Source organism: Geodermatophilus sp. DSM 45219, assembly GCF_900104025.1.
Taxonomy (GTDB): domain Bacteria; phylum Actinomycetota; class Actinomycetes; order Mycobacteriales; family Geodermatophilaceae; genus Geodermatophilus.
This window is the reverse complement of sequence record NZ_FNIQ01000004.1, coordinates 320,382-342,392: the sequence shown is the minus strand read 5'-3', so window position 1 is coordinate 342,392 and position 22,011 is coordinate 320,382. Positions and strand designations below refer to the sequence as shown.

Sequence of the window (22,011 nt, the reverse complement as noted above, 5' to 3'; positions counted from 1 at the left end):
GGAGACGTTCAGGCGGGGATGGGGTCCTCGTGGTGGGCCGGTGCCTCCCGGACCATCGCGTAGAGGAAGAAGGAGACGATCATGATCCCGGCGGCGAGGTAGACCCCGGGAGCCCAGCTCCCGGTCGCGTCGCGGAGGATGCCGCTGACCACCGGGCTGAGCACGGCGCCGATCTCCGAGACCAGGTTGAGCATGCCGAAGGCCGAGCCGCGCTCGCTGGCGGGCACCAGGTCGCCGGTCATGCCCTGCACGATCGGCTGCAGCGCGTTGAAGAACACGCCGGAGCTGAACAGCAGCAGCCCGAGGAGGGCCAGCGAGGGCAGCTGGTCACCCTCTCCGCCCGAGATGCTCCAGCCGAAGAGGAGCACGAGCACCGAGTAGACGGCGGTGCAGACCAGTGCGAGTGGCTTGCGGCCGCGGCCGCTGCGGACGGCGCGGTCGGCGAGCCAGCCGCCGACGGGGAAGCCGAGGATCCCGGCACCGGCATTGAAGGCGGCGGTCAGCGCGGCGGCCAGCAGACTGCTCTCCGCTGCCTCCCGAACGATCTGCACCGACCAGAAGCTGAAGAACCACAGGTTCCACAGGATCGCGATGTAGGCGATGTAGATCAGCCACATGTTCCGGTTGAGCAGGGCCGCGCCGCGACCGGACTGCTTGACGCTGCGCACGATGATCGCGATGTACACGAGCGCGATGACCGACGCGATGGTCGCGGTCAGCCACTCCGGCCACTGGAACGTCTCGGCCAGCAGGAAGAGGCCGACGATGACCAGGAAGGTCGGCGTGGAGAACAGCAGCAGGCGCAGGAACGGCGGCCCGAGCCGCAGCGCCCCGCCGAGCTTCCCCCGGAAGAAGACGAACGCCACCGCCGCCACCACGAACGTGAACGCGGCGAACACGAGGAACGGCAGTCGCCAGGCACCGTCGCCCATCCCCAGCGACTCGCCCCACGCGATCAGCAGCGGCGTGGCGATGATCCCGACCGTCAGGCCCACCGAGAGGCCGACGATGACGACGCCCAGACCGAGCGTCCGCTTGGCCGCTGGGGTGTGCGTGATGATCAGGGTCCGGTCGTTGGAGTAGAACACTCCCTCCCCCAGGCCGGTCAGCACGCGGGCCGCGACGAACGCCACGAGCCCGGCCACCAGGCCGGATACGATCGTCAGGACGCCGGCCGCGAGCAGCGAGACGATGATCATCTCGCGGTGACCGAACCGGTCACCGAGCCGCCCACCCGGGTACTGGGTGAGCATGTAGCCCAGGAAGAACATCGAGCCGACCAGGCCACCCACCGTCGCCGGGTTGGACGCGTCCCCGATGAACCCCGACTCGTTCTGGATCATCCAGGCGATGACCGGGCCGGTGACCGTCCGGTCCGCGTAGCTGACCACCCAGCCGAGCAACAGCACCGCCCACAGGGCCTGGTAGGGGGCGACCGGCCTGTCGTCGCGGCCTGCGTCGAGCAGCTGCTCCTCCCGGGCGGTGTCGCTCTCGAAACTCCCTGACGCCATGCCTCGCTCCTCCGTGAGGGGGCTTCGCCGACGATCGGCGACGTCCGAGGGAAGGGTGACCGAGGTCACCGCTCAGGGTGTACACCCCTTCCACGTGACGGAAGACAGATCCGGCCGTATCCCCGCGATGACCGCCTTCGTCGACCACAACGCCCACGGACCGCCGGCAGACATCGGTGACCGGCCTGGACGGCGCCGCCTGGTGCTCACGGCGACTGGCTGCCACGTGCGAGGACAGACCTCCGTGTCCCCCGTCAGGACAGCGTCGAGTGCTCGACACGGGCCAGGTCGTGCAGGCGGCGATGTACAGACCCTGAGGGCGCCTACACCGAGCTGTTCAGTACCGGCGCTGGGTTCACCGGCGCCTCGGTCGACCACCTGATCGCAGGACCGCGCCGGCCCGCCGCCGGTCGAGGCGCAGCTCCACCCGATCGCGGCGACTTCTACGACCTGCTCGCCCTACCGTCGATCGAGCGGCGGGCACTCTCGACAGTCGGGGTGGACGCCGATGTCCACGGGGTCCCCGCCTGCGGACATCACGGCGGGATCCCCGCCAACCACGCCCAGAGGCATCGACAGCGCGGAGCGCGTCCGGGTCGTGTTGACGGTTGAGCGAGATGTGGGCCTCGACGAACCGCCTCGCTGCAGCTTCGCCGACCGCGCCCGCTTCGTGTCAGGGAAACTGGTCATCGGGCCGTAGCGGCGACCAAGCCGGGGATCACCGGGGATATGCCCCCTCCCCGCTGACGACAAAGGCCCATGACCAGCACATGTGCTGGTCATGGGCCTTCTGTTGCTCCCCCGATTGGACTCGAACCAATAACCCTGCGATTAACAGTCGCATGCTCTGCCAATTGAGCTACGGGGGATCGGCGGGCTGGCCCGCGCGGCAGGCACGAGGCTACCCCACGCCCCCTGCGCGGCCGCGGAGGACCCTTCACGTCGCGCGTCCGGTGCCCACCCGGCTACCGTGATCACCCATCGTCCAGCGTTCCACCAGGAGGTTCCCCGTGGCGAAGCTGTCCTTCCTCGTCGGCTTCGGTGCCGGGTACGTACTCGGCGCCAAGGCCGGCACGGAGCGCTACGAGCAGATCAGGCGCGCCTGGGAGCAGGCCAAGGACAACCCGCAGCTGCAGGGCCTGGCCGGCATGGCGCAGGCCCGCGCCGACGGCGTGCTGAACTCGGCCAAGGCCCGGGTCGGCCTCGGCAGCTCCGGCAACGGGACGGCGACGTCCGGCCCGGTCCCCCGCGCCCGCTCGGCCGCCGGCACGTCGTCCTCGGACACCCCGCTGCCGCCGCCGGACACCACCGGCGGGCTCTGAGCCCGGGCGGGTCGCGGCCGGCTAGTCCGGCTGGTCTGCTGCGACCGCCTCGGCCAGCTTCTGCCGCGCGGACTCCCGCGCGGCGGGATCGGTGCGGTCGGCGTCCTCGTCGAACACGACGGTCCACTCCCGCGCGGCCTGACCCGGCAGCCGCCGCGCCACCAGCAGCACCCCTCCCCCGCCGGGCAGCGGCGCGCGCCGGCTGGCGACCACCGTCTGGTCCACCCGCCGGCGGACGACGGGCGGCAGGCCCCCCGCGTCGCTGAGGGCGTACCGCTCCACCGGCAGTCGCGCCTGCACCCCGGGCTCGACCTCGGTCAGCGGGGTCACCTCGAAGCGGCCCCCGCCGTCGCCGGTCGCCGTCCACCGGGCCGTGCCGACCTCGTGCCACGGCAGGACGCCGACCCCACCGGCCTCCGGCAGCGGCAGGCCGGCCGGCACGCGGCGCAGCCCGCGGGACGTCGCGACCAGCCAGCCCTCCTCGCGCACCAGGGCACCCCAGGCCAGCACCCGCTCGTCGGGGTCGGCCGAGGCCTGCACCACCGCGCGCACCGGCTCCGGCGGCCGGGCGAACCGCTGGCGCACCCGCTCGAGCAGCCTCACCCGAGCCCGCCCATCGCCCGCTTGCGCAGCGAGATCGCCTGCTGCTCGAGCGCCATGAGTTGGCCGAACGCCTTCATGTACTCGTCGCCGGCCTCGACCGGGTTCATCCGCTGCAGCCGGCCCTTGAGCGCGACGGCCAGCCGGTTGACGTGCATCTCCTCCAGCCGGGCCAGCACCGCGTTGACGTACACCGAGTCGGCCTCGCCCACCGAGCGCATCGGCTCGACGGCGAGTGCGGTGAGCAGCGCGGTGGCGCTGTCCCGGGTGCAGTGCGCGGCCAGCTCGTCCAGCCACTCCGCGCCGGTGACCCGCGCGGCGGCCGCTCCCCCGGCGGCGGCGACGGCCGCGGCCACCGCCGCGTAGTCGGGGTCGGTGTAGGCCTCGGCCGGGATCGCGTCGAACGACGGCCCGGCGAGCTCCGGGCTCTGCAGTGCGGCCTTGACCGCCTCGCGCTCCACCTCGACCGCGACGTCGTCCGGGCTCTTCTGCGGCGTCCGGGCCCGGCCGCGCTGCGGTGGCCCACCGGTGTCGCCGGTGATCCGGCGGACCCGATCGAGCACCTCGGACTCGTCGGTGTTGCCGATCATCCCGGCCAGCTGGCGGGCATAGGCAGGGCGCAGCGCGTGGTCCTTGATCTGCGCGACCAGCGGCGCGGTCTTCTCCAGCGCGGCCACGCGGCCCTCGACGGTGTCGAGGTCGTAGCCGGCCAGCGTCGTCTTGAGGACGAACGCGATCAGCGGCGTCCGCCGGCCCACCAGGTCGCGGACGGCGGCGTCGCCGTGCGCCTGCCGCAGCTCGCAGGGGTCGCGGCCGTCGGGCTCGACGGCGACGAAGGTCTGCCCGACGAACCGCTGGTCCTCGGCGAAGGTCTTCATCGCCGCGGCCTGCCCGGCGGCGTCGCCGTCGAAGGTGTAGACGACCTCGCCGCGGAACTCGTCCTGGTCCATGAGCAGCCGGCGCAGCACGCCGATGTGCTCGGGGCCGAACGCGGTGCCGCAGGAGGCCACGGCGGTGGTGACCCCGGCCAGGTGGCAGGCCATCACGTCGGTGTAGCCCTCGACGACGACGGCCTGGTGGCGGCGGGCGATGTCGCGCTTGGCCCGGTCGATGCCGTAGAGCACGGTGCTCTTCTTGTAGAGCGGCGTCTCGGGGGTGTTGAGGTACTTGGGGCCCGGGTCGTCGTCCAACAGCTTGCGGGCGCCGAAGCCGATGACGTCGCCGGTGATGTCGCGGATCGGCCAGACCAGCCGGCGGTGGAAGCGGTCGATCAGCGTGCCGCGGCTGGACTCCTTGGCCAGCCCGCCGGTGACCAGCTCCTGCTGGGTGAACCCCATGGCGCGCAGGTGCCGGGTCAGCCCGTCCCAGCCACCGGGGGCGAAACCGCAGCCGAAGTCGAGCGCCACCTGCCGGTCGAAGCCGCGGTCGGCCAGGAACTGCCGGGCCGGCGCGGCGTCGGGTGTGCCCAGCTGCTCGGCGTAGAAGGCCGCGGCCGCGGTGTTGGCCGCCACCAACCGGGCCCGCTGCCCGGCCTGCTCCCGGGACGGCGCCCCCGTCGGGCGGCCGCCGTCGTCCTCGTAGTGCAGCTCGACGTTGGCCCGCCCGGCCAGCAGCTCGACGGCCTCGGTGAAGGAGAGGTGGTCGATCTGCTGGATGAAGGAGATGACGTCTCCACCCACTCCGCAACCGAAGCAGTGGAAGAGGTTCCTCGACGGGGTGACGTGGAAGGACGGCGACTTCTCGTCGTGGAACGGGCAGAGCCCCTTCAGGCTGCCGCCGCCCGCCCGCTTGAGCTGCAGGTGGTCGCCGACGATCTCGTCGATCTTCGACCGCTCGCGGACCAGCGCGATGTCGGCGGCCCGGATGCGCCCTCGCCCGGCCATCAGGCGGCCCCCGCCGCGGCGGCCTGCACCCGCATGCCGTCGAGGTCGACGTCCCGGCTGCCCGTCCACCACGAGGTCTGCCGGGCGCGCAGCCGCGCCGTCCCCTCGGGGTCGTGAGCTGCCCGGCCGGTCGGTTCCCGGCCGGCCCGCGCGAGCACCCACTCGCGGTTCTCCACGACGGCCGTGGCCGCCTCCTCCCAGTTCGACGCCCGCACGGTGGCGACGACGACGTCGTCACGCAGCACGGGCGAGACGCCCTTCTCGCAGCCGGCCGACCCGGCCTCGCCCAGGACGAGCACGGGCACGTCCCTCACCCGATCCCCGGCGCCCCGGCGATGCTCTCGCCGGTCGCGCGGTAGAGCAGGTAGGCAGCAGTCTCCCGCAGGATGTAGCGGAACTGCGTGGCGCGGGTCTGCACGGCCGGGCCCTGCCGGGTCGGCGAGCTCTCGGCGGAGATGCCGGCGTCCTCGGCCATCCGCTCGGCCCGCATCGCGTGCCAGGGATCGGTGACCAGCACCGCGGAGTCCCAGCCGCGCTCGGCGAAGGCGGTGCCGACGGCACGCATGCTCTCCAGCGTGTCCACGCCCTGCTCGACCGCGAGCAGGGCGTCCTCGGACACCCCGGCCTCGGCGAGGTAGGCGCGGCCGGACTCCGCCTCGGTGAACATGTCGCCGTCGGCCTTGCCGCCCACGGTCACCACCACCGGCGCGACGCCGTTCTCGTACAGCGCGAGCGCGTGCTCCAGCCGTGCCTCGAAGATGGACGACGGGACGCCGTTGTACTGCGCCGACCCCAGCACCACGATCGCGTCGGACGACGGCCGCGAGTCCTGCCGCGCCGTCCACCAGATCGCCGTCGCGGTCGAGACGACCAGCAGGACGACGGAGAGCGCGAAGGCGCCGACCACCCGACCGACCAGGCTCCCCGCGCGCACACCCACCCGTCATGGGTACCACGCGGCTCCGTCGGTCCGGGGACGCCGGGAGGGGTGTGCCGGACCACCCCTCGGCCCCTCGCGGGGCCCGCCCCGCGCCTGCGGGGAGGCCTTCCTCAGGACCCGGTGTGCTCCGCCCCCAGCGCGGCCCGGCCCGCCTCCAGCCGGGCCACCGGCACGCGGAACGGCGAGCAGGACACGTAGTGCAGCCCCACCTCGTGGAAGAAGTGCACGGACTCCGGATCGCCGCCGTGCTCGCCGCAGACGCCCAGCTTGAGCTCCGGCCGCGCGGACCGGCCCTCCTCCACGGCGACCTGCACCAGCCGGCCGACGCCGGGCCGGTCCAGCGACTCGAACGGCGAGACGCCGAAGATGCCCTTGTCCAGGTACGCGTGGAAGAACGCGGCCTCGACGTCGTCCCGGGAGAAGCCCCAGGTCATCTGGGTGAGGTCGTTGGTGCCGAAGGAGAAGAACTCCGCCGACTGCGCGAGTTCCGCGGCGGTCAGCGCGGCGCGCGGCACCTCGATCATCGTGCCGATGAGGACGTCGAGCTCGACGCCGCACTCCTCGAACACCTGGCCGAGCACCTGCTCGGACTCCTCGCGGATGGCCTCCAGTTCCTGCACCGCCCCGACCAGCGGGATCATGATCTCCGGCCGCGGGTCGCCACCGGCCTTCTTCCGCTCGCAGGCCGCCTCGGCGATGGCCCGCACCTGCATCGCGAACAGGCCCTGCACCACCAGGCCGAGCCGCACCCCGCGCAGCCCGAGCATCGGGTTCTGCTCGTGCAGCCGGCGGACGGCGGCCAGCAGCCGCAGGTTGGCCTCGTCCGGGTGCCCCTGGGCCTCGGCGACGGCCACCCGCACCGACAGGTCGGTGAGGTCGGGGAGGAACTCGTGCAGCGGCGGGTCGAGCAGCCGCACGGTCACCGGCAGCCCGTCCATCGCCTCGAAGATCTCCAGGAAGTCCTGCCTCTGCAGCGGCGCCAGACCGTCGAGGGCCTGCTGCTTGCCCTCGTCGTCCTCGGCCAGGATCAGCTTCTCCACCAGCTGCCGCCGGTCGCCGAGGAACATGTGCTCGGTCCGGCACAGCCCGATGCCGTGGGCGCCGAACCGCCGGGCCCGGGCGGAGTCCTCGGGGGTGTCGGCGTTGGTCCGCACGTCCATCCGCCGCACCTCGTCGGCGTGGGTGAGGATGCGGTGCACGCTGCGCACCAGCTCATCGGCTGCGGCGGAGTCCGGGTCGATCTCGCCCTCGAAGTAGCGGACGACGGCGGAGGCCTCGACCGGCACCTCGCCCAGCCAGACCTTGCCGGTGGAGCCGTCGATGGAGACGACGTCGCCCTCCTCGACGGTGACGCCCCCGGGGGCGGTGAAGCGGCGGTTCTTCGTGTCGACCTGCAGCTCCTCGGCGCCGCACACGCAGGTCTTGCCCATCCCCCGGGCGACGACCGCGGCGTGCGAGGTCTTGCCGCCGCGGCTGGTCAGGACGCCCTCGGCGGCGATCATCCCGGAGAGGTCGTCGGGGTTGGTCTCCCGGCGGACCAGCACGACCTGCTCGCCCCGGTCGGCCCACTGGACGGCGGTCTCGGAGGAGAACACCGCCTTGCCGACGGCGGCGCCGGGCGAGGCGTTCATCCCCTGGGTGAGCTGCCTGGCGTCCCCGCCGGAGACGAACCGCGGGAACATCAGCTGGGCGAGCTGGTCACCGGTGACCCGCCGGACCGCCTCGTCCATGTCGATGAGGCCCTCGTCGACCAGCTGGGTGGCGATCCGGAAGGCCGCGCCCGCCGTCCGCTTGCCGACGCGGGTCTGCAGCATCCACAGCTTCCCGCGCTCGACGGTGAACTCGATGTCGCACAGGTCGCGGTAGTGCGACTCCAGGGCGCCCATGATCGACATGAGCTCGCGGTAGGCGCCCTCGTCGATCCGCGCCAGCTCGGCCAGCGGCACCGTGTTGCGGATGCCGGCGACGACGTCCTCGCCCTGCGCGTTCTGCAGGTAGTCGCCGTACACGCCCTGCTCGCCGCTGCCCGGGTCGCGGGTGAACGCCACACCGGTGCCCGAGTCGGCACCGAGGTTGCCGAAGACCATCGCGCAGACGTTGACCGCGGTGCCGGCGTCCCCGGGGATGCGCTCCCGGCGCCGGTAGAGGATCGCCCGCTCGGCGTTCCAGGAGTCGAAGACGGCGTTGATCGCCAGGTCCATCTGCTCGCGCGGGTCCTGCGGGAAGTCCCGGCCGCACTGCTCGCGCACGATCGCCTCGAACCGGCGGACGACGTCCTCGAGGTGCTCGGCATCCAGGTCCAGGTCGGACTCGGTGCCCTGCTCGCGCTTGGCCTCGTCGAGGGCGTGCTCGAACGATTCGCCGTCGATACCGAGGACGGTCTTGCCGAACATCTGGATCAGCCGGCGGTAGGAGTCCCACGCGAAGCGCTCGCTGCCGGACTGGGCGGCCAGCCCGCGCACCGACTCGTCGTTGAGGCCGACGTTGAGGACCGTCTCCATCATCCCGGGCATCGACGCGGCCGCGCCGGAGCGCACGGACACCAGCAGCGGGTCCGCCGGGTCACCGAGGGTCTTGCCCATCGCCTTCTCCAGCGCCGTCAGGTGCTCGGTCACCTGGTCGGCGAGGTCCGGCGGCGTGCTGCCGTGCTCGAGGTAGTGCCGGCAGGCGTCGGTGGTGATCGTGAACCCGGGCGGCACGGGCAGCCCGAGGTTGGTCATCTCGGCCAGGTTGGCGCCCTTGCCGCCCAGCAGGTCCTTCTGGTCCCTGTTGCCCTCGCTGAAGTCGTAGACCCATACCGTCCCGGTCCCACTGCCCACCGTGCACCTCCGCGCTCGTCCGCCGGCCGCTCAGTGCCTGCCGGGACGGCGCCCCGGGGACCCCCGTGCGCCGCCCCGGCGAGCACGGTCCCGGGCCGTGCCGGGTACCAGACGTCTCATACGTCCGTTCGGGACCAGACAGCGATGGTGGCCCACCGGGCGGGGACGCGCCAGCCCCGGTGACGTACTGGAACGGCGCCCTGCGAGGGGGTCCTCCGTCAGCCGGCGGAGGTCCCGCAGACCCGGGCGCCCTGCTCGCTCACCACGGTGAGGACCGACGTGCTGCCGTCGCTCCAGGTGACCTCCACCCGCTGGACCGGCGCGCCGCCCACCTGGTCGGCGATCGTGCCGGTGACCTCGCCGGCGCCGCCGGGGGCGTACTCGGTGGGCAGCGCCTGCGGCGCCACCCGGGTCCGCTCCTCCTGGCAGAGCAGGCCGTAGGCGGTCTCCACGTCGTCCTGGGCCAGCGCGGCGAGGAAGACGCCGGTGACCTCCCGGGCCTGCTCCTCGGGGCTGCCCTTGACCAGGGGCAGGCCGACGGCCATGCCGACGGCGACGGCGACGGTGCCGCCGATGACCGCCAGGATCAGCGCCCGCGCCGGCCGCGGGGTGCCCGTGTGCAGCGGCGCCGGGTCGTCGTCGTACAGGTAGGGGTCTGAGCTCACGGCTCGACTCCGGTCTCGATCCGCTCCTCGCTCGCTCGCGCTCGCTGCGGTGCTCCCTCGACCGTCGTGCTCGCGGTCGTCACGGCACTCACCCGCCGCTCACGAGCAGTTCGGCCCCGGCCGGCGGTCGGGGGTCGTCACGGTCGGCCAGCCAGCCCTCGGGCAGCGCCACCGGCCGCGGCGGGCTGGTGCGCCCCCGGGGCCCGCCGAGCACCGCGGTCGGGTAGGGCTGGTCGGGGATGCCGGCCAGCAGCTCGGCCAGCTCGTCGAGGCCGCTCACCATGGCCAGCGCGCGGCGGACGTCGGAGCCGACCGAGAACCCCTTGAGGTACCAGGCGACGTGCTTGCGGAAGTCGGTGCAGCCGTGCCGCTCGCCCTGCTCCGCGGAGAGCAGGGTGGCGTGCCGGTGCATGACGGCGGCGACCTCGCGCAGCGTCGGCAGCGCGCGGCGGGTCTCCCCGGCGAACGCGGCGGCCAGGTCGCCGAACAGCCACGGCCGGCCCAGGCAGCCCCGCCCGACGACGACGCCGGCGCAGCCGGTCTCGGCGACCATCCGCAGCGCGTCGTCGGCCTCCCAGACGTCGCCGTTGCCGAGCACCGGGATGTCGACGGCCTCGACCAGCCGCGCGATCGGCGCCCAGTCGGCGGTGCCGCTGTAGAGCTGGTCGGCGGTGCGCCCGTGCAGGGTGATCGCCGCGGCGCCCTCGTCCTGGGCGATCCGCCCCGCGTCGAGGTAGGTGACGTGGTCGGCGTCGATGCCGATGCGGGTCTTCACGGTGACCGGCACGTCGCGCGCGGCCCCCACGGCGGCGCGCACGATGTCGCGGAACAGCACCCGCCGCCACGGCAGCGCCGAGCCCCCGCCCTTGCGGGTCACCTTGGGCACCGGGCAGCCGAAGTTCAGGTCGACGTGCGCCGGGCGGGTGCCGGCGACGCCCTCGTCGACGAGCATCTCCACCGCGCGGCCGACCGTGGCCGGGTCGACGCCGTAGAGCTGGACGGAGAAGGCGTCTTCCTCGTCGGGGGTCGCGCGCACCATCTGCAGCGTCTTCTCGTTGCGCTCGACCAGCGCCCGCGTGGTGATCATCTCGCAGACGTAGAGGCCCGCCCCGAACTCACGGCACAGCGTGCGGAACGCCGGGTTGGTGATGCCGGCCATCGGGGCGAGCACCACGGCGGGGTCGACGGTGAGCGGGCCCAGGTGCAGCGGAGCGGGGCCGGTCGCGGGGGACGACGGCCGCTCGAGGACGCTGCTGCTCACGGGGTCCAGGGTAGGTGGCGAGGTGGGTCACCCTGCCCCGCCCGATACGGTCGCGCCCCCGTGACGGCCGAGCAGCGGCTCGCCGACCTCCTGCGGGAGCGCGGCGCCGAGTCCGTCGACCACCCCGGCGGCGCGCTGTACGCCCACCTCGAGCGGGTGCAGAGGCGGCCGGCCGGGTGTTCGGGGCGGACTGACCCGCCGACGGTGTGCGCCGGTGCGCAGTTCGCGGTCGTGGAACTGCGCACCAGCGCACACCGTCGGGCTCAGCAGACGGGCAGCCGGGTCTTCAGGTAGGTCTCGACCTGGCCCAGCCCGACGCGCTCCTGGCTCATCGAGTCGCGCTCGCGGACGGTCACCGCGTCGTCGGTGAGGGTGTCGAAGTCGACGGTGAGGCAGAACGGCGTCCCGATCTCGTCCTGCCGCCGGTACCGGCGGCCGATCGCGCCGGCGTCGTCGAAGTCGACGTTCCAGCTCTGCCGCAGCTCCGCCGCCAGGTCACGCGCCTTGGGTGAGAGGTCGGCGTTGCGCGACAGCGGGAGGACGGCGGCCTTGACCGGCGCCAGCCGCGGGTCCAGCCGCAGCACCGTGCGGGTGTCGACGCCGCCCTTGGCGTTGGGCGCCTCGTCCTCGGTGTAGGCCTCGACGAGGAAGGCCATCAGCGAGCGGGTGAGGCCCGCTGCCGGCTCGATGACGTACGGCGTCCAGCGGGTGTTGGTGCCCTGGTCGAAGTAGGTGAGGTCGGCGCCGGAGTGCTCCGAGTGCGTCTTCAGGTCGAAGTCGGTGCGGTTGGCGATGCCCTCCAGCTCACCCCACTCCGAGCCCTGGAAGCCGAAGCGGTACTCGATGTCGACGGTGCGCGTCGAGTAGTGCGACAGCTTCTCCTTCGGGTGCTCGTAGTGCCGCAGGTTCGCGGGGTCGATGCCCAGGTCGGTGTACCAGCGGGTGCGCTCGTCGATCCAGTACTGGTGCCACTGCTCGTCGGTGCCGGGCTCGACGAAGAACTCCATCTCCATCTGCTCGAACTCGCGCGTCCGGAAGATGAAGTTGCCGGGGGTGATCTCGTTGCGGAACGACTTGCCGATCTGGCCGATGCCGAACGGCGGCTTCTTCCGCGCCGCACCCATCACGTTGGCGAAGTTCACGAAGATGCCCTGGGCGGTCTCCGGGCGCAGGTAGTGCAGGCCGGACTCGTCCTCGACCGGGCCGAGGTACGTCTTCAGCATCATGTTGAAGTCGCGCGGCTCGGTCCAGGCGCCCTTGGTGCCGCAGTTCGGGCAGCTGATGTCGGCGAGGCCGTTCTCGGGCAGCCGGCCCTTGCGCGCCTCGAAGTCCTCCTCGAGGTGGTCGGCCCGGAACCGCTTGTGGCAGCTCTGGCACTCGGTGAGCGGGTCGGTGAAGACACCGACGTGGCCCGAGGCCACCCACACCTGGCGCGGCAGGACCACCGAGGAGTCCAGGCCGACGATGTCGTCGCGGCCCTGGACGACGGTCCGCCACCACTGTCGCTTGATGTTCTCCTTGAGCTCGGTGCCCAGGGGGCCGTAGTCCCAGGCGGAGCGGGTGCCGCCGTAGATCTCACCGGAGGGGAAGACGAACCCCCGGCGCTTGCAGAGGTTCACCACCTTGTCCAGGCGTGCGGGGTCGTGCTTGGCGGGGCTGTCGCTCACGGCGCGGGGCTCCATCCGGCTGGCGGTCGGCGGGTTGACCCGTCCACGGTAGTTGGCCCGTGCCCGCCGGCTCAGCCGCCGCCCGGTCCGGCCGAGGTCCCGGTCGCCCCACCGGCCCGACCCACGAGGTCGACGTCGCTGTCGATGGTCGCGCCCCGCCACAGCATGGTCACCAGGACGGCGCCGAGGACGACCAGCGCCAGGACGACGGCGACGATCCACGGCCAGGTGCGCCAGCGACGCCGGGGGCGCGGGCGCGGGCCCACCGTGACCTGGACGCGGGCGGGCACGTCGAGCTCCTGCGTGCGACCCGGGTCCGCCGGCGCCGGCCCGTCGAGCGTGACGGTCGGCTCGTCCGGGCGCACGGGAGGCGTCGCGATCTCCCCCGCCGCGAGCTGGGCCCGCACCGCCCGGCCGGGCACCGGCGGGGGCTGGACCTGCACGGTGGGGTCCGCGGACGGCGGCGGCGCGGCCGCCTCGTCCCGCCTGGGCTCGCTCATCGGGCGTCCTCCGTGGTCTCCCGCCGGCTCGGCGGTGTCACCGGCCGGGTCCAGGTGTGCCCAGGAGGGGCACGGTCACGCGTCCGGCAGCCACCCCGCCCGGCGTGTCGGGCACGGCGACCGGCACCGCAGGAGGGGGCGCGGGCGGGATGGCTCGCGTCGCCGTCCCCCCGCGGGCACAGTGGGGACACTCGACGACGAGCGGCGCGACCGGCCGGTGGTCCCGGAGCCGGGCGCGCCCGAGGAGGTCCCATGGCCAGGTCGGACCGGGCGGGAGCCGCCGACGGCATGCCGGTGGAGGACGTCGCCGACGCCTTCCCCACCCGGCACCACCCCCGCCCCCAGGTGCGCGACATGCCCGAGGACCCGCGCCGCTACGGGCGGCTGATCGGCCCGGGCATCATCGCCGCGGGCGTCGGGCTGGCCTCCGGGGAGTTCGTCCTCTACCCCTACATCGCCTCGCAGGTGGGGCTGGTCTTCGTGTGGGCGGCCCTGGTCGGGCTGGTCACCCAGTACTTCCTCAACATGGAGATCGAGCGGTACACGCTGGCCACCGGCGAGACCGCGCTCACCGGCTTCAGCCGGTTCTGGCGGCACTGGGGCCTGGTCTTCGCGCTGCTCACCTACTTCGCCAACCTGTGGCCGGGGTGGGCCACCAGCTCGGCCACGCTGGTCACCTACCTGTTCGGCGGCGAGCCGCGCTGGATCGCGATCGGCATGCTGCTGGCGATCGGGCTCATCCTCACGCTGGCGCCGGTCGTCTACGTCGCCCTCGAGCGCGCGCAGATGCTCAAGGTCGCCGCGGTGATCGTCCTGTTCGCCGTCGCCGCGGTCGTCGCCATCGGCGCCTCGGCGTGGGCGGACCTGCCCCAGGTCGTCACCCGGCCGCGCATCCCGGTCGAGGAGCTCGGCTTCGCCCTGCTGCTCGGGGCCCTGGCCTTCGCCGGCGGCGGGGGTGGGCAGAACCTGGTGCAGTCCAACTGGATCCGCGACAAGGGCTTCGGCATGGGCAGCTACGTGCCCCGGCTGGTCAGCCCGATCACCGGCGAGCCGGAGGCGGTGCCGAGCACGGGTTACGTGTTCGCGCCGACCCCGGACAACCTGCGCCGGTGGCGCGGCTGGTGGCGGTTCGCCAACATCGAGCAGCTGAGCACCTTCGTGCTGATCACGTTCATCACGATCGTGTTCACCTCGCTGCTGGCGTACTCGACGGTGTTCGGCCGCGGCGACGTCGCCAACGACATCGGCTTCATCCAGACCGAGGGCGAGGTGCTCGGCGAGCGGGTCGGCTCGTGGTTCCAGTACTTCTTCTGGGCGATCGGCGCCTTCGCGCTGTTCGCCGCCGCGCTGGGGATCGTGGACTACACCAGCCGCCTGGCCGCCGACGTCATCAAGACCTCGTACGCCCGGGACGCCAACGAGAGCCGGGTCTACGCCGGCCTGGTGTGGGGGCTGATCGCCATCGGCATCGTCGTGCTGCTGGCCGGCTTCTCCCAGCCGCTCGTGCTGCTGGTCATCTCCGCCGTGGTCGGCGGGTTCATGATGTTCGTCTACGCGGGCCTGCTGATCCTGGTCAACCGGCGGCTGCTGCCCGCGCCGATCCGGGTGCGCGGGGTCCGGCTGGGCGCGCTGGTGTGGGCGGTCCTGCTGTTCGGCACGCTGTCGGTCCTCACCTTCCGCGCGCAGCTGGAGAACCTCTTCGGCGGCTGAGGGGCGCTACAGGGGGAGGTAGACGCCCGGCTCGTCGAGGGCGTGCACCCACACCGGGGCGCCGGCGATCTTCACCTCGGCGGCCGACAGCGCCCGGCGGTAGGCGCCGACGCCGTCCCACCGGGTGACCAGCGCCCACAGCCCGGGGTCGTCGGCGCACCGCCCCAGCTCGCCGTCCCGGTGGCCGGGTCGCGCGGCGAGGGCGGTCAGCAGCACGCCAGCGGCCGCGGTGAACGCGGGGACGTCGTCCTCCGGCACCCGCAGCCGGGTCACCGCGAACACGGTCCTGCCACCCCCTCGGCCTGATCCCGCGCCCCGGTCCGCTCCTCGCTCGCCGGCGCTCGCTGCGATGCTCCCGCGGCTGTCATCAGGCGGTGCCGAAGCGGCGCTGGCGGGACGCGTACTCCTCGCACGCCGCCCACAGGTGCCGGCGGTCGAAGTCGGGCCACAGCGTGTCGAGGAAGACGAACTCGGCATAGGCCGACTGCCACAGCAGGAAGTTGCTGGTGCGGTTCTCCCCGGAGCTGCGCACGAACAGGTCGACGTCGGGCATGTCCGGCTCGTCGAGGAACCGGGCGACGGTGTCCTCGTCGACCTCGCCCGGCTTGAGGCGGCCGGCGGCGACCTCGCGGGCGATGGCGGCCGCGGCGTCGGCGATCTCGGCTCGGCCGCCGTAGTTGACGCACATGGTCAGCGTGAGGACGTCGTTGTCGCGGGTGAGCTCCTCGGCGACCTCGAGCTCCTTGATCACGCTGCGCCACAGCCGGGGACGGCGGCCGGCCCAGCGCACCCGCACCCCGAGCTCGTGCATCTCGTCGCGGCGGCGGCGGATCACGTCGCGGTTGAAGCCCATGAGGAAGCGCACCTCGTCGGGGCTGCGCCGCCAGTTCTCGGTGGAGAAGGCGTAGGCGCTGATCGCCTGCACGCCCAGCTCGATGGCGCCCTCGACGCAGTCGAACAGCGAGGACTCCCCCGCCTCGTGCCCGGCGGTGCGCGGCAGGCCACGCGCCTTGGCCCAGCGGCCGTTGCCGTCCATCACGATCGCCACGTGACCGGGCACCTTGTCCGGCGGCAGCTGCGGCGGGCGGGCCCCCGACGGGTGCGGGTTGGGGGCCTTCACCTCACGCCTCACTCAGCAGACCTGCTTCCCGGCGTGGTGCCGTCGGATCGGACCGGTCGACCAGCGGCAGCGAGCGCAGCCCGCGCTCCAGGTGCCACTGCAGCAGCGCGGCGACCAGCCCGCTGCCCTCGCGGCGGTTGGTGCCCTGGCTGGCCTCGGCGGCGTCCCAGTCGCCGGTGAGCAGCGCGTCGAGCAGCTCGATGGTGGCCGGGTTCGGCATCGCCGAGCCGGTGGGGCGGCAGGGCGGGCACACCATCCCACCGGCCGGTACGGAGAAGTGCCGGTGCGGGCCCTCCTCGCCGCAGCGGGCGCAGCCGCCCAGCGCCGGCTCCCACCCGGCGACCGACATGGCGCGCAGCAGGAAGGCGTCGAGCACCAGGCCGGCCGGGTGGGTGCGCTCGGACAGCGCCCGCAGCGCCCCGACGACCAGCAGGAACAGCCGCAGCGAGGGCTCCTTCTCCTCGGCGGCCAGCCGGTCGGCGGTCTCCAGCACCGCGGTACCGGAGGTGTAGGCCGGGTAGTCGCCGGCGATCGTCTGGCCGTAGGACTGGATCGACTCCGCCTGGTTGACGATGTCCAGGTTGCGGCCCGTGTAGAACTGCAGGTCGACGTGGCTGAACGGCTCCAGCCGGGCGCCGAACTTGCTCTTGGTGCGGCGCACGCCCTTCGCCACCGCCCGCACCTTCCCGTGCCGGCGGGTGAGCACCGTGACGATCCGGTCGGCCTCGCCCAGCTTCTGCGTGCGCAGCACGATCCCCTCGTCGCGGTACAGCGACTTCGGCGTGGTGCTCACGTCAGTAGCCCAGCCTGTTGAGCTTCTTCGGGTCGTCCTGCCACTCGCCGAGCACCGTCACGTGCAGGTCCAGGTGCACCCGGGCGCCGAGCAGCACCTCCATCCCCTGCCGGGCCTCGGTGCCGATCGCCTTGACGATCGAACCGCCCCTGCCCAGCAGCATCGGCTTCTGGCTGGGCCGCTCGACGTGCAGCAGCGCGTGCACCTCGACCAGCTCGCCGCCGTCCCGCTTGGGGTCGGGCCGGCGGGTCATCTCCTCGATCGTGACGGCGAGGGAGTGCGGCACCTCCTGGAACACCTTCTCCAGCGCCGCCTCGCGCACCAGCTCGGCGAGCTGCCGCTCGACGTCCTCGTCGGTGGTCTGCTCCTCCGGGTACAGCGGCGGGCCCTCGGGCAGCAGGCCGACCAGCAGGTCCTCCAGCAGCTCGACCTGGTCGCCGCGCACCGCGCTGACCGGCACCACCTCGGCGGCCTCGACCAGCTGGCTGGCGGCCAGCAGCTGCTCGGCGACCTGCTTCTTCGACGCGGCGTCGGTCTTGGTCACCACGACCACCACGGGCGCCCTGACCTCGCGCAGCTGGCGGGCGATGAACCGGTCACCGGTGCCGACGGGCTGGTCGGCCGGCACGCAGAGGACGACGACGTCGACGTCGGACAGCGTGTCGCGGACGACGTCGTTGAGCCGGCGGCCCAGCAGGCTCCTGGGCTTGTGCAGGCCCGGGGTGTCGACGAGCACCAGCTGCCCGCCCGGCCGGTGGACGACGCCGCGGATGGCGTGCCGCGTGGTCTGCGGGCGGTTGCTGACGATGCCGACCTTCTCGCCGACCAGCGCGTTGGTCAGCGTGGTCTTGCCGGCGTTGGGGCGGCCCACCAGACAGGCGAAACCGCTGCGGTACGGCGGCTGGTCCGGTGGGGTCACGGCGCCCATCCTCCCACCCGGCGCCGACACCTCCGCGTCGCCCGTGCCGCCCGGGACGGCTGGGAGGATCACGTGCGTGGCAGGGCGAGGACGCGGTGGACCGGACGCGGCGCGGGCCGCGGTGGCCCGTGAGCGCAGGCTGCACGCCGAGCAGGTCCGCGCGCACCGGTTCGTCGCGGGCTGGGGACCGAAGCGCTCGGCGACCACCGTCCCGGCGCCGCTGCGCCACTGGGAGTACCGCCCGCCGGGCCCGGTCGCCGTCGCGTTCACCCTCGCGCTCGTCGGTGTCTGGCTGGCCTTCTTCGGCTGGGGCGGCGGCTGGCCGGCGGTGCGCGACGAGCTGCCCCTGGCGCTGGCGGCCGGCGCCGTCGTCCTGCTGCTGAACACCAGCCGGACGACGGTGTCCGACCACGGGCTGTCCTTCGACGTCGCCGGCACCCGCGGCGACCCGTCGCGCGTCGTCCCGCTGATCCAGGTCCGCGAGGTGCGCCGCGGGCGCCCGCCGGAGGACTGGCCCGCGCCGCAGCGCCGGGGCGGCTGGTGGCCGGGGCGCACGCGGGTCGCCGTCCTGCACCGGTCGGACGACGGCACCGCCGACCAGGCCCTCAGCGTGTGGGTGCGCGATCCGGGGGCCTTCGCCCGGGCCCTGGGCCGGCCGCTGTAGCCGGGAGCCGGGCAGCGGGCCGCTGTGCGTTCCCGGGACTACGCGGCCGGCGGCCGGGACCGCGGCCGGCGCGCGGCCAGGACGATCGAGGCGATCGCGGTCGTCACGGCCCCCAGCAGCCAGCCGACCTCGCTGAACGCGTTCCCGCCCGTACCGGCTGCGTCGACCCGGTCCATCTCCACGATCGTGGCGAGGAACCAGCCGACGGCGAGCGCCGCAGCCACCAGCCACAGCGCCACACCCACGGCCGACCACCGGCGCTCCGCGCCCATGAACACCGCCGGGGCCAGCGCGGCGGCGAGAGCGATCCACGGCATCAACAGCACGAGGAGGGCGAGGACGAGGTCGACGGCGGCCACGGCGGCAGCGTAGGTCAGACGGTGCTGCGGACCGTCCCGTCCGGGCCGGCGAGGACGACCGGCGCCGATGGCGTCAGGTCGTGGACGGCGGCCAGCCCGGCCTCCTCGACGGCGTCGGCGGCCGAGACGACGGCCGCGGCCTCCAGGCCCTCGACCCCGCTGGAGACGGCGGCGGCGACGGCGGCCTGCAGCGCGGAGAGCTGCAGCGAGGGCAGCGTCACCGTGGCGGCGAGGTAGGTGCGGCCGTCGGTGTCGCGGACCGCGGCACCCTCCGGGGCGCCGGTGCGGCCGCGCGCGGAGCGGGCCAGGGTGACGAGCTTGGCGTCCTCGGGCTGCAGTCCACTCACGTGGAGTCAGCCTTCCACGGCGCCGGCCGGCTCCTCGACGCGGGTGGCGCCGGAGGCGGTGGCGCCAGAGGCGGTCCCCCCGTTCGTCTGCGGCTCCTCCCCCTCGGTGGGCTCCTCCGTCTCGGGCACCCGGCAGACCAGGATGGTGTCGATCCGGTTGCGCCGTCCGCCGGTGCTCTCGGCGACCAGCTCCAGCCCGGCGACCCGGGCCTGCGAGCCCTCGATGGGCACCACGCCGAGCTCGCGGGCGAGCAGCCCGCCGACGGTCTCGACGTCGTCGTCCTCGGGCAGTTCGACCTCGGGGAACAGCTCGGCGAGGTCCTGGACGGGCAGCCGGGCGGTGATCCGCACCGAGCCGTCGGGCAGCTCCTCGACCGGCGGGCGCTGGAAGCGGTCGTGCTCGTCGGCGATCTCGCCGACGATCTCCTCGAGGATGTCCTCGATCGTCACCAGCCCGGCGAACCCGCCGTACTCGTCGACGACGATCGCGATGTGGATGCGCTGGGCCTGCATGTCGCGCAGCAGCTCGTCCACCGGCTTGGACTCCGGCACGAACGTCGGCGGACGCATGAGGTCCTCGACCTTCAGGGTGTTCTTCGGGTCCTGCCCGCCCTGGGTCCGGCGGATGAGGTCCTTGAGGTAGATGACCCCGACCACGTCGTCGACGTTCTCGCCGATGACCGGGATGCGGCTGAACCCGCTGCGCATGGCCAGCGCCAGCGCCTGGCGCAGGGTCTTGGTCCGCTCGATCCAGACCACGTCGGTGCGCGGCACCATGACCTCGCGGGCGATGGTGTCGCCCAGCTCGAACACCGAGTGGATCATGTTGCGCTCGCCGGACTCGACGACGCCGCGCTCCTCGGCCATGTCGACCAGCTCGCGCAGCTCGACCTCGGAGGAGAACGGGCCGTCGCGGAAGCCGCGGCCCGGGGTGAGCGCGTTGCCGACCAGGATGAGCAGCGTGGCCACAGGCCCGAGCACCCGGCCCAGCAGCCGCACGACGCCGGCCCCGGCCAGCGCCGTCCCGTAGGCGTGCTGCCGGCCCAGCGTGCGCGGGCCGACACCCACCAGCACGTAGCTGACGACGGTCATCACCCCGGCCGCGGTGAGCACCGGCTGCCAGCCGCCGCCCCAGATCCGGAAGAGGATGACCGCGACCAGCGTGGCGGCCACCATCTCGCAGCCGATCCGCAGCAGGAGCAGCAGCGCCACGTGCCGGGCCCGCTCGGCCACGACGTCGGAGAGCACGGCGGCGCGCTTGACGCCGTCCCGCCGCAGCTCGTCCACGCGGGCCTTGGACACCCGCTGCAGGGCGGCGTCCATCGCGCCGAACAGGCCGGCGAGCGGGATCAGGCACACGGCGATCACCAGGAGGGTGATCTCGCCGGAGGTCATCGGTCGACCGGCCCCCGCTCGACCGGTTCACCGGTCATCGGCGCCCGCGGCGCGGCCCGCCAGCCCTCCAGCAGCGAGGACTGGAGACCGAACATCTCCTTCTCCTCCGCCGGCTCCATGTGGTCGTAGCCCAGCAGGTGCAGCACGCCGTGCGTGGCGAGCAGGATCAGCTCGTCGTCCATCGTGTGGCCGGCGGCGCGGGCCTGCTTGATCGCCACGGAGGGGCACAGCACGACGTCCCCGAGCAGGGCCGGGCCGGGCTCGGGCTCGTCGGGACGGCCGGTGTCCAGCTCGTCCATGGGGAAGGCCAGGACGTCGGTCGGCCCCTTCTCCCCCATCCAGCGCTCGTGCAGCGTGCTCATGTAGTCCGGGTCGACGCACAGCACCGACAGCTCGGCCATCGGGTTGACGCCCATCTCGCCCAGCACGTAGGTGCAGATGGCGGCGAGGGAGGACTCGTCGACCGCGATCTCGGACTCGTTGGCGACCTCGACGGGCACGGCGCTCAGCTCCCCTGACGGCGCGGTCGCGCGGGGCGCGCCGCCTGCTGGCTGGCGGGGGCCGGCCGCTGGTTGTTGGCGGTGTCCCAGCGCTCGTAGGCGTCGACGATGTCGCCGACCAGGCGGTGCCGGACGACGTCGGCGCTGGTGAGGCTCATGAACTTCACGTCCTCGATGCCGTCGAGGATGTCTCGCACGATCCGCAGCCCGCTCTGCGCGCCACCGGGCAGGTCGACCTGGGTGACGTCGCCGGTGACCACGATCTTGGACCCGAAGCCGAGCCGGGTGAGGAACATCTTCATCTGCTCGGCGGTGGTGTTCTGCGCCTCGTCGAGGATGACGAATGCATCATTGAGCGTTCTGCCACGCATATACGCCAATGGCGCGACTTCAATTGTTCCCGATTGCATTAATCGAGGAATCGATTCCGGGTCGACCATGTCGTGAAGCGCGTCGTACAGCGGCCGCAGGTAGGGGTCGATCTTCTCGCTGAGCGTGCCGGGCAGGTAGCCCAGCCGCTCGCCGGCCTCGACGGCCGGGCGGGTGAGGATGATCCGGTTGACCTGCTTGGTCTGCAGCGCCTGCACGGCCTTGGCCATCGCCAGATAGGTCTTGCCGGTACCGGCCGGGCCGATGCCGAAGACGATGGTGTGGGTGTCGATCGCGTCGACGTAGCGCTTCTGGTTCAGCGTCTTGGGCCGGATCGTGCGCCCGCGGCGGCTGATGATGTCCAGGCTCAGGACGTCGGCCGGGCGCTCGGAGCCGCCGGCGCGCAGCATCCCGATGACCCGGCGCACCGAGTCCGGGCGCAGCGCCTGGCCGGTGCCGAGCAGCGCGATCAGCTCGTCGAACACCGCGACGGCGAAGGCGTTGTCGGCCGGCAGGCCGGTCACCGCGATCTCGTTGCCGCGCACGTGGACGTCGGTGTCGACCTCGTTCTCGACCAGGCGCAGCAGCTCGTCGCCGGAGCCGAGCAGGGCGACCATCGACACCGACTCGGGCACGGTGATGGTGGTCCGGACGGCGGCCGGGGCGG

The 22,011-nt window shown here is 73.2% G+C and carries 22 protein-coding genes and 1 tRNA gene; 3 read left to right on the top strand and 20 right to left on the bottom strand.

Annotated elements, in window-relative coordinates; translation table 11 throughout:
• Positions 1 to 8 precede the first annotated feature (8 nt).
• Both BLR12_RS14585 and BLR12_RS14580 read right to left on the bottom strand, forming a co-directional pair.
• The gene (locus BLR12_RS14585; RefSeq protein WP_091379390.1) at positions 9 to 1,511 is read right to left on the bottom strand and encodes an MFS transporter; all 1,503 of its coding nucleotides are present in this window, start codon (positions 1,509 to 1,511) and stop codon (positions 9 to 11) included.
• Positions 1,512 to 2,307: 796 nt separating this feature from the next.
• Positions 2,308 to 2,380, bottom strand: a tRNA-Asn gene (locus BLR12_RS14580).
• Positions 2,381 to 2,521: 141 nt separating this feature from the next.
• Here BLR12_RS14580 and BLR12_RS25250 point away from each other — a divergent pair.
• A complete protein-coding gene (locus tag BLR12_RS25250; RefSeq protein WP_091379388.1) occupies positions 2,522 to 2,833 on the top strand; it encodes a hypothetical protein in 312 nt (103 codons plus the stop codon).
• 21 nt (positions 2,834 to 2,854) lie between these two features.
• On the opposite strand, the gene BLR12_RS14570 is transcribed toward BLR12_RS25250, so the two are convergent.
• From BLR12_RS14570 to BLR12_RS14530, 9 genes are all read right to left on the bottom strand, one after another.
• The gene (locus BLR12_RS14570; RefSeq protein ID WP_091379385.1) at positions 2,855 to 3,436 is read right to left on the bottom strand and encodes a hypothetical protein; all 582 of its coding nucleotides are present in this window, start codon (positions 3,434 to 3,436) and stop codon (positions 2,855 to 2,857) included.
• The gene (gene dnaG / locus BLR12_RS14565) at positions 3,433 to 5,316 is read right to left on the bottom strand and encodes a DNA primase (protein ID WP_091379382.1); all 1,884 of its coding nucleotides are present in this window, start codon (positions 5,314 to 5,316) and stop codon (positions 3,433 to 3,435) included. The genes BLR12_RS14570 and dnaG overlap by 4 nt, the downstream gene beginning before the upstream one ends.
• Entirely contained in the window at positions 5,316 to 5,621 is a 306-nt protein-coding gene (locus tag BLR12_RS14560) for a hypothetical protein (RefSeq protein WP_176832522.1), read from the bottom strand. Before BLR12_RS14560 ends, dnaG begins: the two co-directional genes overlap by 1 nt.
• A gap of 5 nt (positions 5,622 to 5,626) precedes the next feature.
• On the bottom strand, positions 5,627 to 6,256 hold the full coding sequence (locus tag BLR12_RS14555; RefSeq protein ID WP_255363509.1) for a YdcF family protein: 630 nt from the start codon (positions 6,254 to 6,256) through the stop codon (positions 5,627 to 5,629).
• A gap of 110 nt (positions 6,257 to 6,366) precedes the next feature.
• A complete protein-coding gene (gene ppdK, locus BLR12_RS14550) occupies positions 6,367 to 9,075 on the bottom strand; it encodes a pyruvate, phosphate dikinase (RefSeq protein WP_091379376.1) in 2,709 nt (902 codons plus the stop codon).
• Between the two features lie 218 nt (positions 9,076 to 9,293).
• Complete coding sequence (locus BLR12_RS14545; protein ID WP_091379374.1) at positions 9,294 to 9,740, bottom strand: hypothetical protein; 447 nt, start codon at positions 9,738 to 9,740, stop codon at positions 9,294 to 9,296.
• An 88-nt stretch (positions 9,741 to 9,828) separates the two neighbouring features.
• On the bottom strand, positions 9,829 to 11,001 hold the full coding sequence (gene dusB, locus BLR12_RS14540; RefSeq protein WP_091379372.1) for a tRNA dihydrouridine synthase DusB: 1,173 nt from the start codon (positions 10,999 to 11,001) through the stop codon (positions 9,829 to 9,831).
• A 263-nt stretch (positions 11,002 to 11,264) separates the two neighbouring features.
• Entirely contained in the window at positions 11,265 to 12,683 is a 1,419-nt protein-coding gene (locus BLR12_RS14535) for a glycine--tRNA ligase (RefSeq protein WP_091379369.1), read from the bottom strand.
• A 56-nt stretch (positions 12,684 to 12,739) separates the two neighbouring features.
• Positions 12,740 to 13,168 carry a hypothetical protein gene (locus tag BLR12_RS14530; RefSeq protein ID WP_091379365.1) on the bottom strand — a complete coding sequence of 143 codons (429 nt, stop codon included), beginning with the start codon at positions 13,166 to 13,168 and terminating at the stop codon, positions 12,740 to 12,742.
• 252 nt (positions 13,169 to 13,420) lie between these two features.
• On the opposite strand from BLR12_RS14530, the gene BLR12_RS14525 reads away from it, so the two are divergent.
• Positions 13,421 to 14,878: an Nramp family divalent metal transporter gene (locus tag BLR12_RS14525; RefSeq protein ID WP_255363508.1), complete on the top strand. Its 1,458-nt coding sequence runs from the start codon at positions 13,421 to 13,423 to the stop codon at positions 14,876 to 14,878.
• Positions 14,879 to 14,884: 6 nt separating this feature from the next.
• On the opposite strand, the gene BLR12_RS14520 is transcribed toward BLR12_RS14525, so the two are convergent.
• From BLR12_RS14520 to era, 4 genes are all read right to left on the bottom strand, one after another.
• Positions 14,885 to 15,151 (bottom strand): antibiotic biosynthesis monooxygenase family protein, encoded by a 267-nt coding sequence (locus tag BLR12_RS14520; protein WP_255363507.1) that lies wholly within the window; start codon positions 15,149 to 15,151, stop codon positions 14,885 to 14,887.
• A gap of 94 nt (positions 15,152 to 15,245) precedes the next feature.
• Complete coding sequence (locus BLR12_RS14515) at positions 15,246 to 16,010, bottom strand: isoprenyl transferase (RefSeq protein WP_091379359.1); 765 nt, start codon at positions 16,008 to 16,010, stop codon at positions 15,246 to 15,248.
• Positions 16,000 to 16,791 (bottom strand): DNA repair protein RecO, encoded by a 792-nt coding sequence (recO, locus tag BLR12_RS14510; RefSeq protein ID WP_091379357.1) that lies wholly within the window; start codon positions 16,789 to 16,791, stop codon positions 16,000 to 16,002. The genes BLR12_RS14515 and recO overlap by 11 nt, the downstream gene beginning before the upstream one ends.
• A gap of 1 nt (position 16,792) precedes the next feature.
• Positions 16,793 to 17,719 (bottom strand): GTPase Era, encoded by a 927-nt coding sequence (era, locus tag BLR12_RS14505; RefSeq protein WP_091379354.1) that lies wholly within the window; start codon positions 17,717 to 17,719, stop codon positions 16,793 to 16,795.
• 67 nt (positions 17,720 to 17,786) lie between these two features.
• Here era and BLR12_RS14500 point away from each other — a divergent pair, with 67 nt between their 5' ends.
• Positions 17,787 to 18,374: a hypothetical protein gene (locus tag BLR12_RS14500; protein ID WP_143018779.1), complete on the top strand. Its 588-nt coding sequence runs from the start codon at positions 17,787 to 17,789 to the stop codon at positions 18,372 to 18,374.
• 38 nt (positions 18,375 to 18,412) lie between these two features.
• On the opposite strand, the gene BLR12_RS14495 is transcribed toward BLR12_RS14500, so the two are convergent.
• From BLR12_RS14495 to BLR12_RS14475, 5 genes are read right to left on the bottom strand one after another with little or no spacing between them, the layout of a single operon-like run.
• Positions 18,413 to 18,733 carry a hypothetical protein gene (locus tag BLR12_RS14495; protein WP_091379348.1) on the bottom strand — a complete coding sequence of 107 codons (321 nt, stop codon included), beginning with the start codon at positions 18,731 to 18,733 and terminating at the stop codon, positions 18,413 to 18,415.
• 14 nt (positions 18,734 to 18,747) lie between these two features.
• A complete protein-coding gene (locus BLR12_RS14490; RefSeq protein WP_091379347.1) occupies positions 18,748 to 19,080 on the bottom strand; it encodes a cytidine deaminase in 333 nt (110 codons plus the stop codon).
• A gap of 6 nt (positions 19,081 to 19,086) precedes the next feature.
• Positions 19,087 to 20,475 (bottom strand): hemolysin family protein, encoded by a 1,389-nt coding sequence (locus BLR12_RS14485; RefSeq protein ID WP_091379344.1) that lies wholly within the window; start codon positions 20,473 to 20,475, stop codon positions 19,087 to 19,089.
• Positions 20,472 to 20,975, bottom strand: a complete 504-nt coding sequence (gene ybeY, locus BLR12_RS14480; RefSeq protein ID WP_091379341.1) for an rRNA maturation RNase YbeY — start codon at positions 20,973 to 20,975, stop codon at positions 20,472 to 20,474. Before ybeY ends, BLR12_RS14485 begins: the two co-directional genes overlap by 4 nt.
• A 5-nt stretch (positions 20,976 to 20,980) precedes the next feature.
• Entirely contained in the window at positions 20,981 to 21,961 is a 981-nt protein-coding gene (locus tag BLR12_RS14475; RefSeq protein WP_369803455.1) for a PhoH family protein, read from the bottom strand.
• Positions 21,962 to 22,011 lie beyond the last annotated feature (50 nt).

Coding starts and splice junctions, on each gene's coding strand:
- BLR12_RS14475 (WP_369803455.1), bottom strand. CDS start 21,961: ATGGTCGCCCTGCTCGGCTCCGGCGACGAGCTGCTGCGCCTGGTCGAG.
- BLR12_RS14535 (WP_091379369.1), bottom strand. CDS start 12,683: ATGGAGCCCCGCGCCGTGAGCGACAGCCCCGCCAAGCACGACCCCGCA.
- BLR12_RS14525 (WP_255363508.1), top strand. CDS start 13,421: ATGGCCAGGTCGGACCGGGCGGGAGCCGCCGACGGCATGCCGGTGGAG.
- BLR12_RS14585 (WP_091379390.1), bottom strand. CDS start 1,511: ATGGCGTCAGGGAGTTTCGAGAGCGACACCGCCCGGGAGGAGCAGCTG.
- dnaG (WP_091379382.1), bottom strand. CDS start 5,316: ATGGCCGGGCGAGGGCGCATCCGGGCCGCCGACATCGCGCTGGTCCGC.
- BLR12_RS14530 (WP_091379365.1), bottom strand. CDS start 13,168: ATGAGCGAGCCCAGGCGGGACGAGGCGGCCGCGCCGCCGCCGTCCGCG.
- BLR12_RS14485 (WP_091379344.1), bottom strand. CDS start 20,475: ATGACCTCCGGCGAGATCACCCTCCTGGTGATCGCCGTGTGCCTGATC.
- era (WP_091379354.1), bottom strand. CDS start 17,719: ATGGGCGCCGTGACCCCACCGGACCAGCCGCCGTACCGCAGCGGTTTC.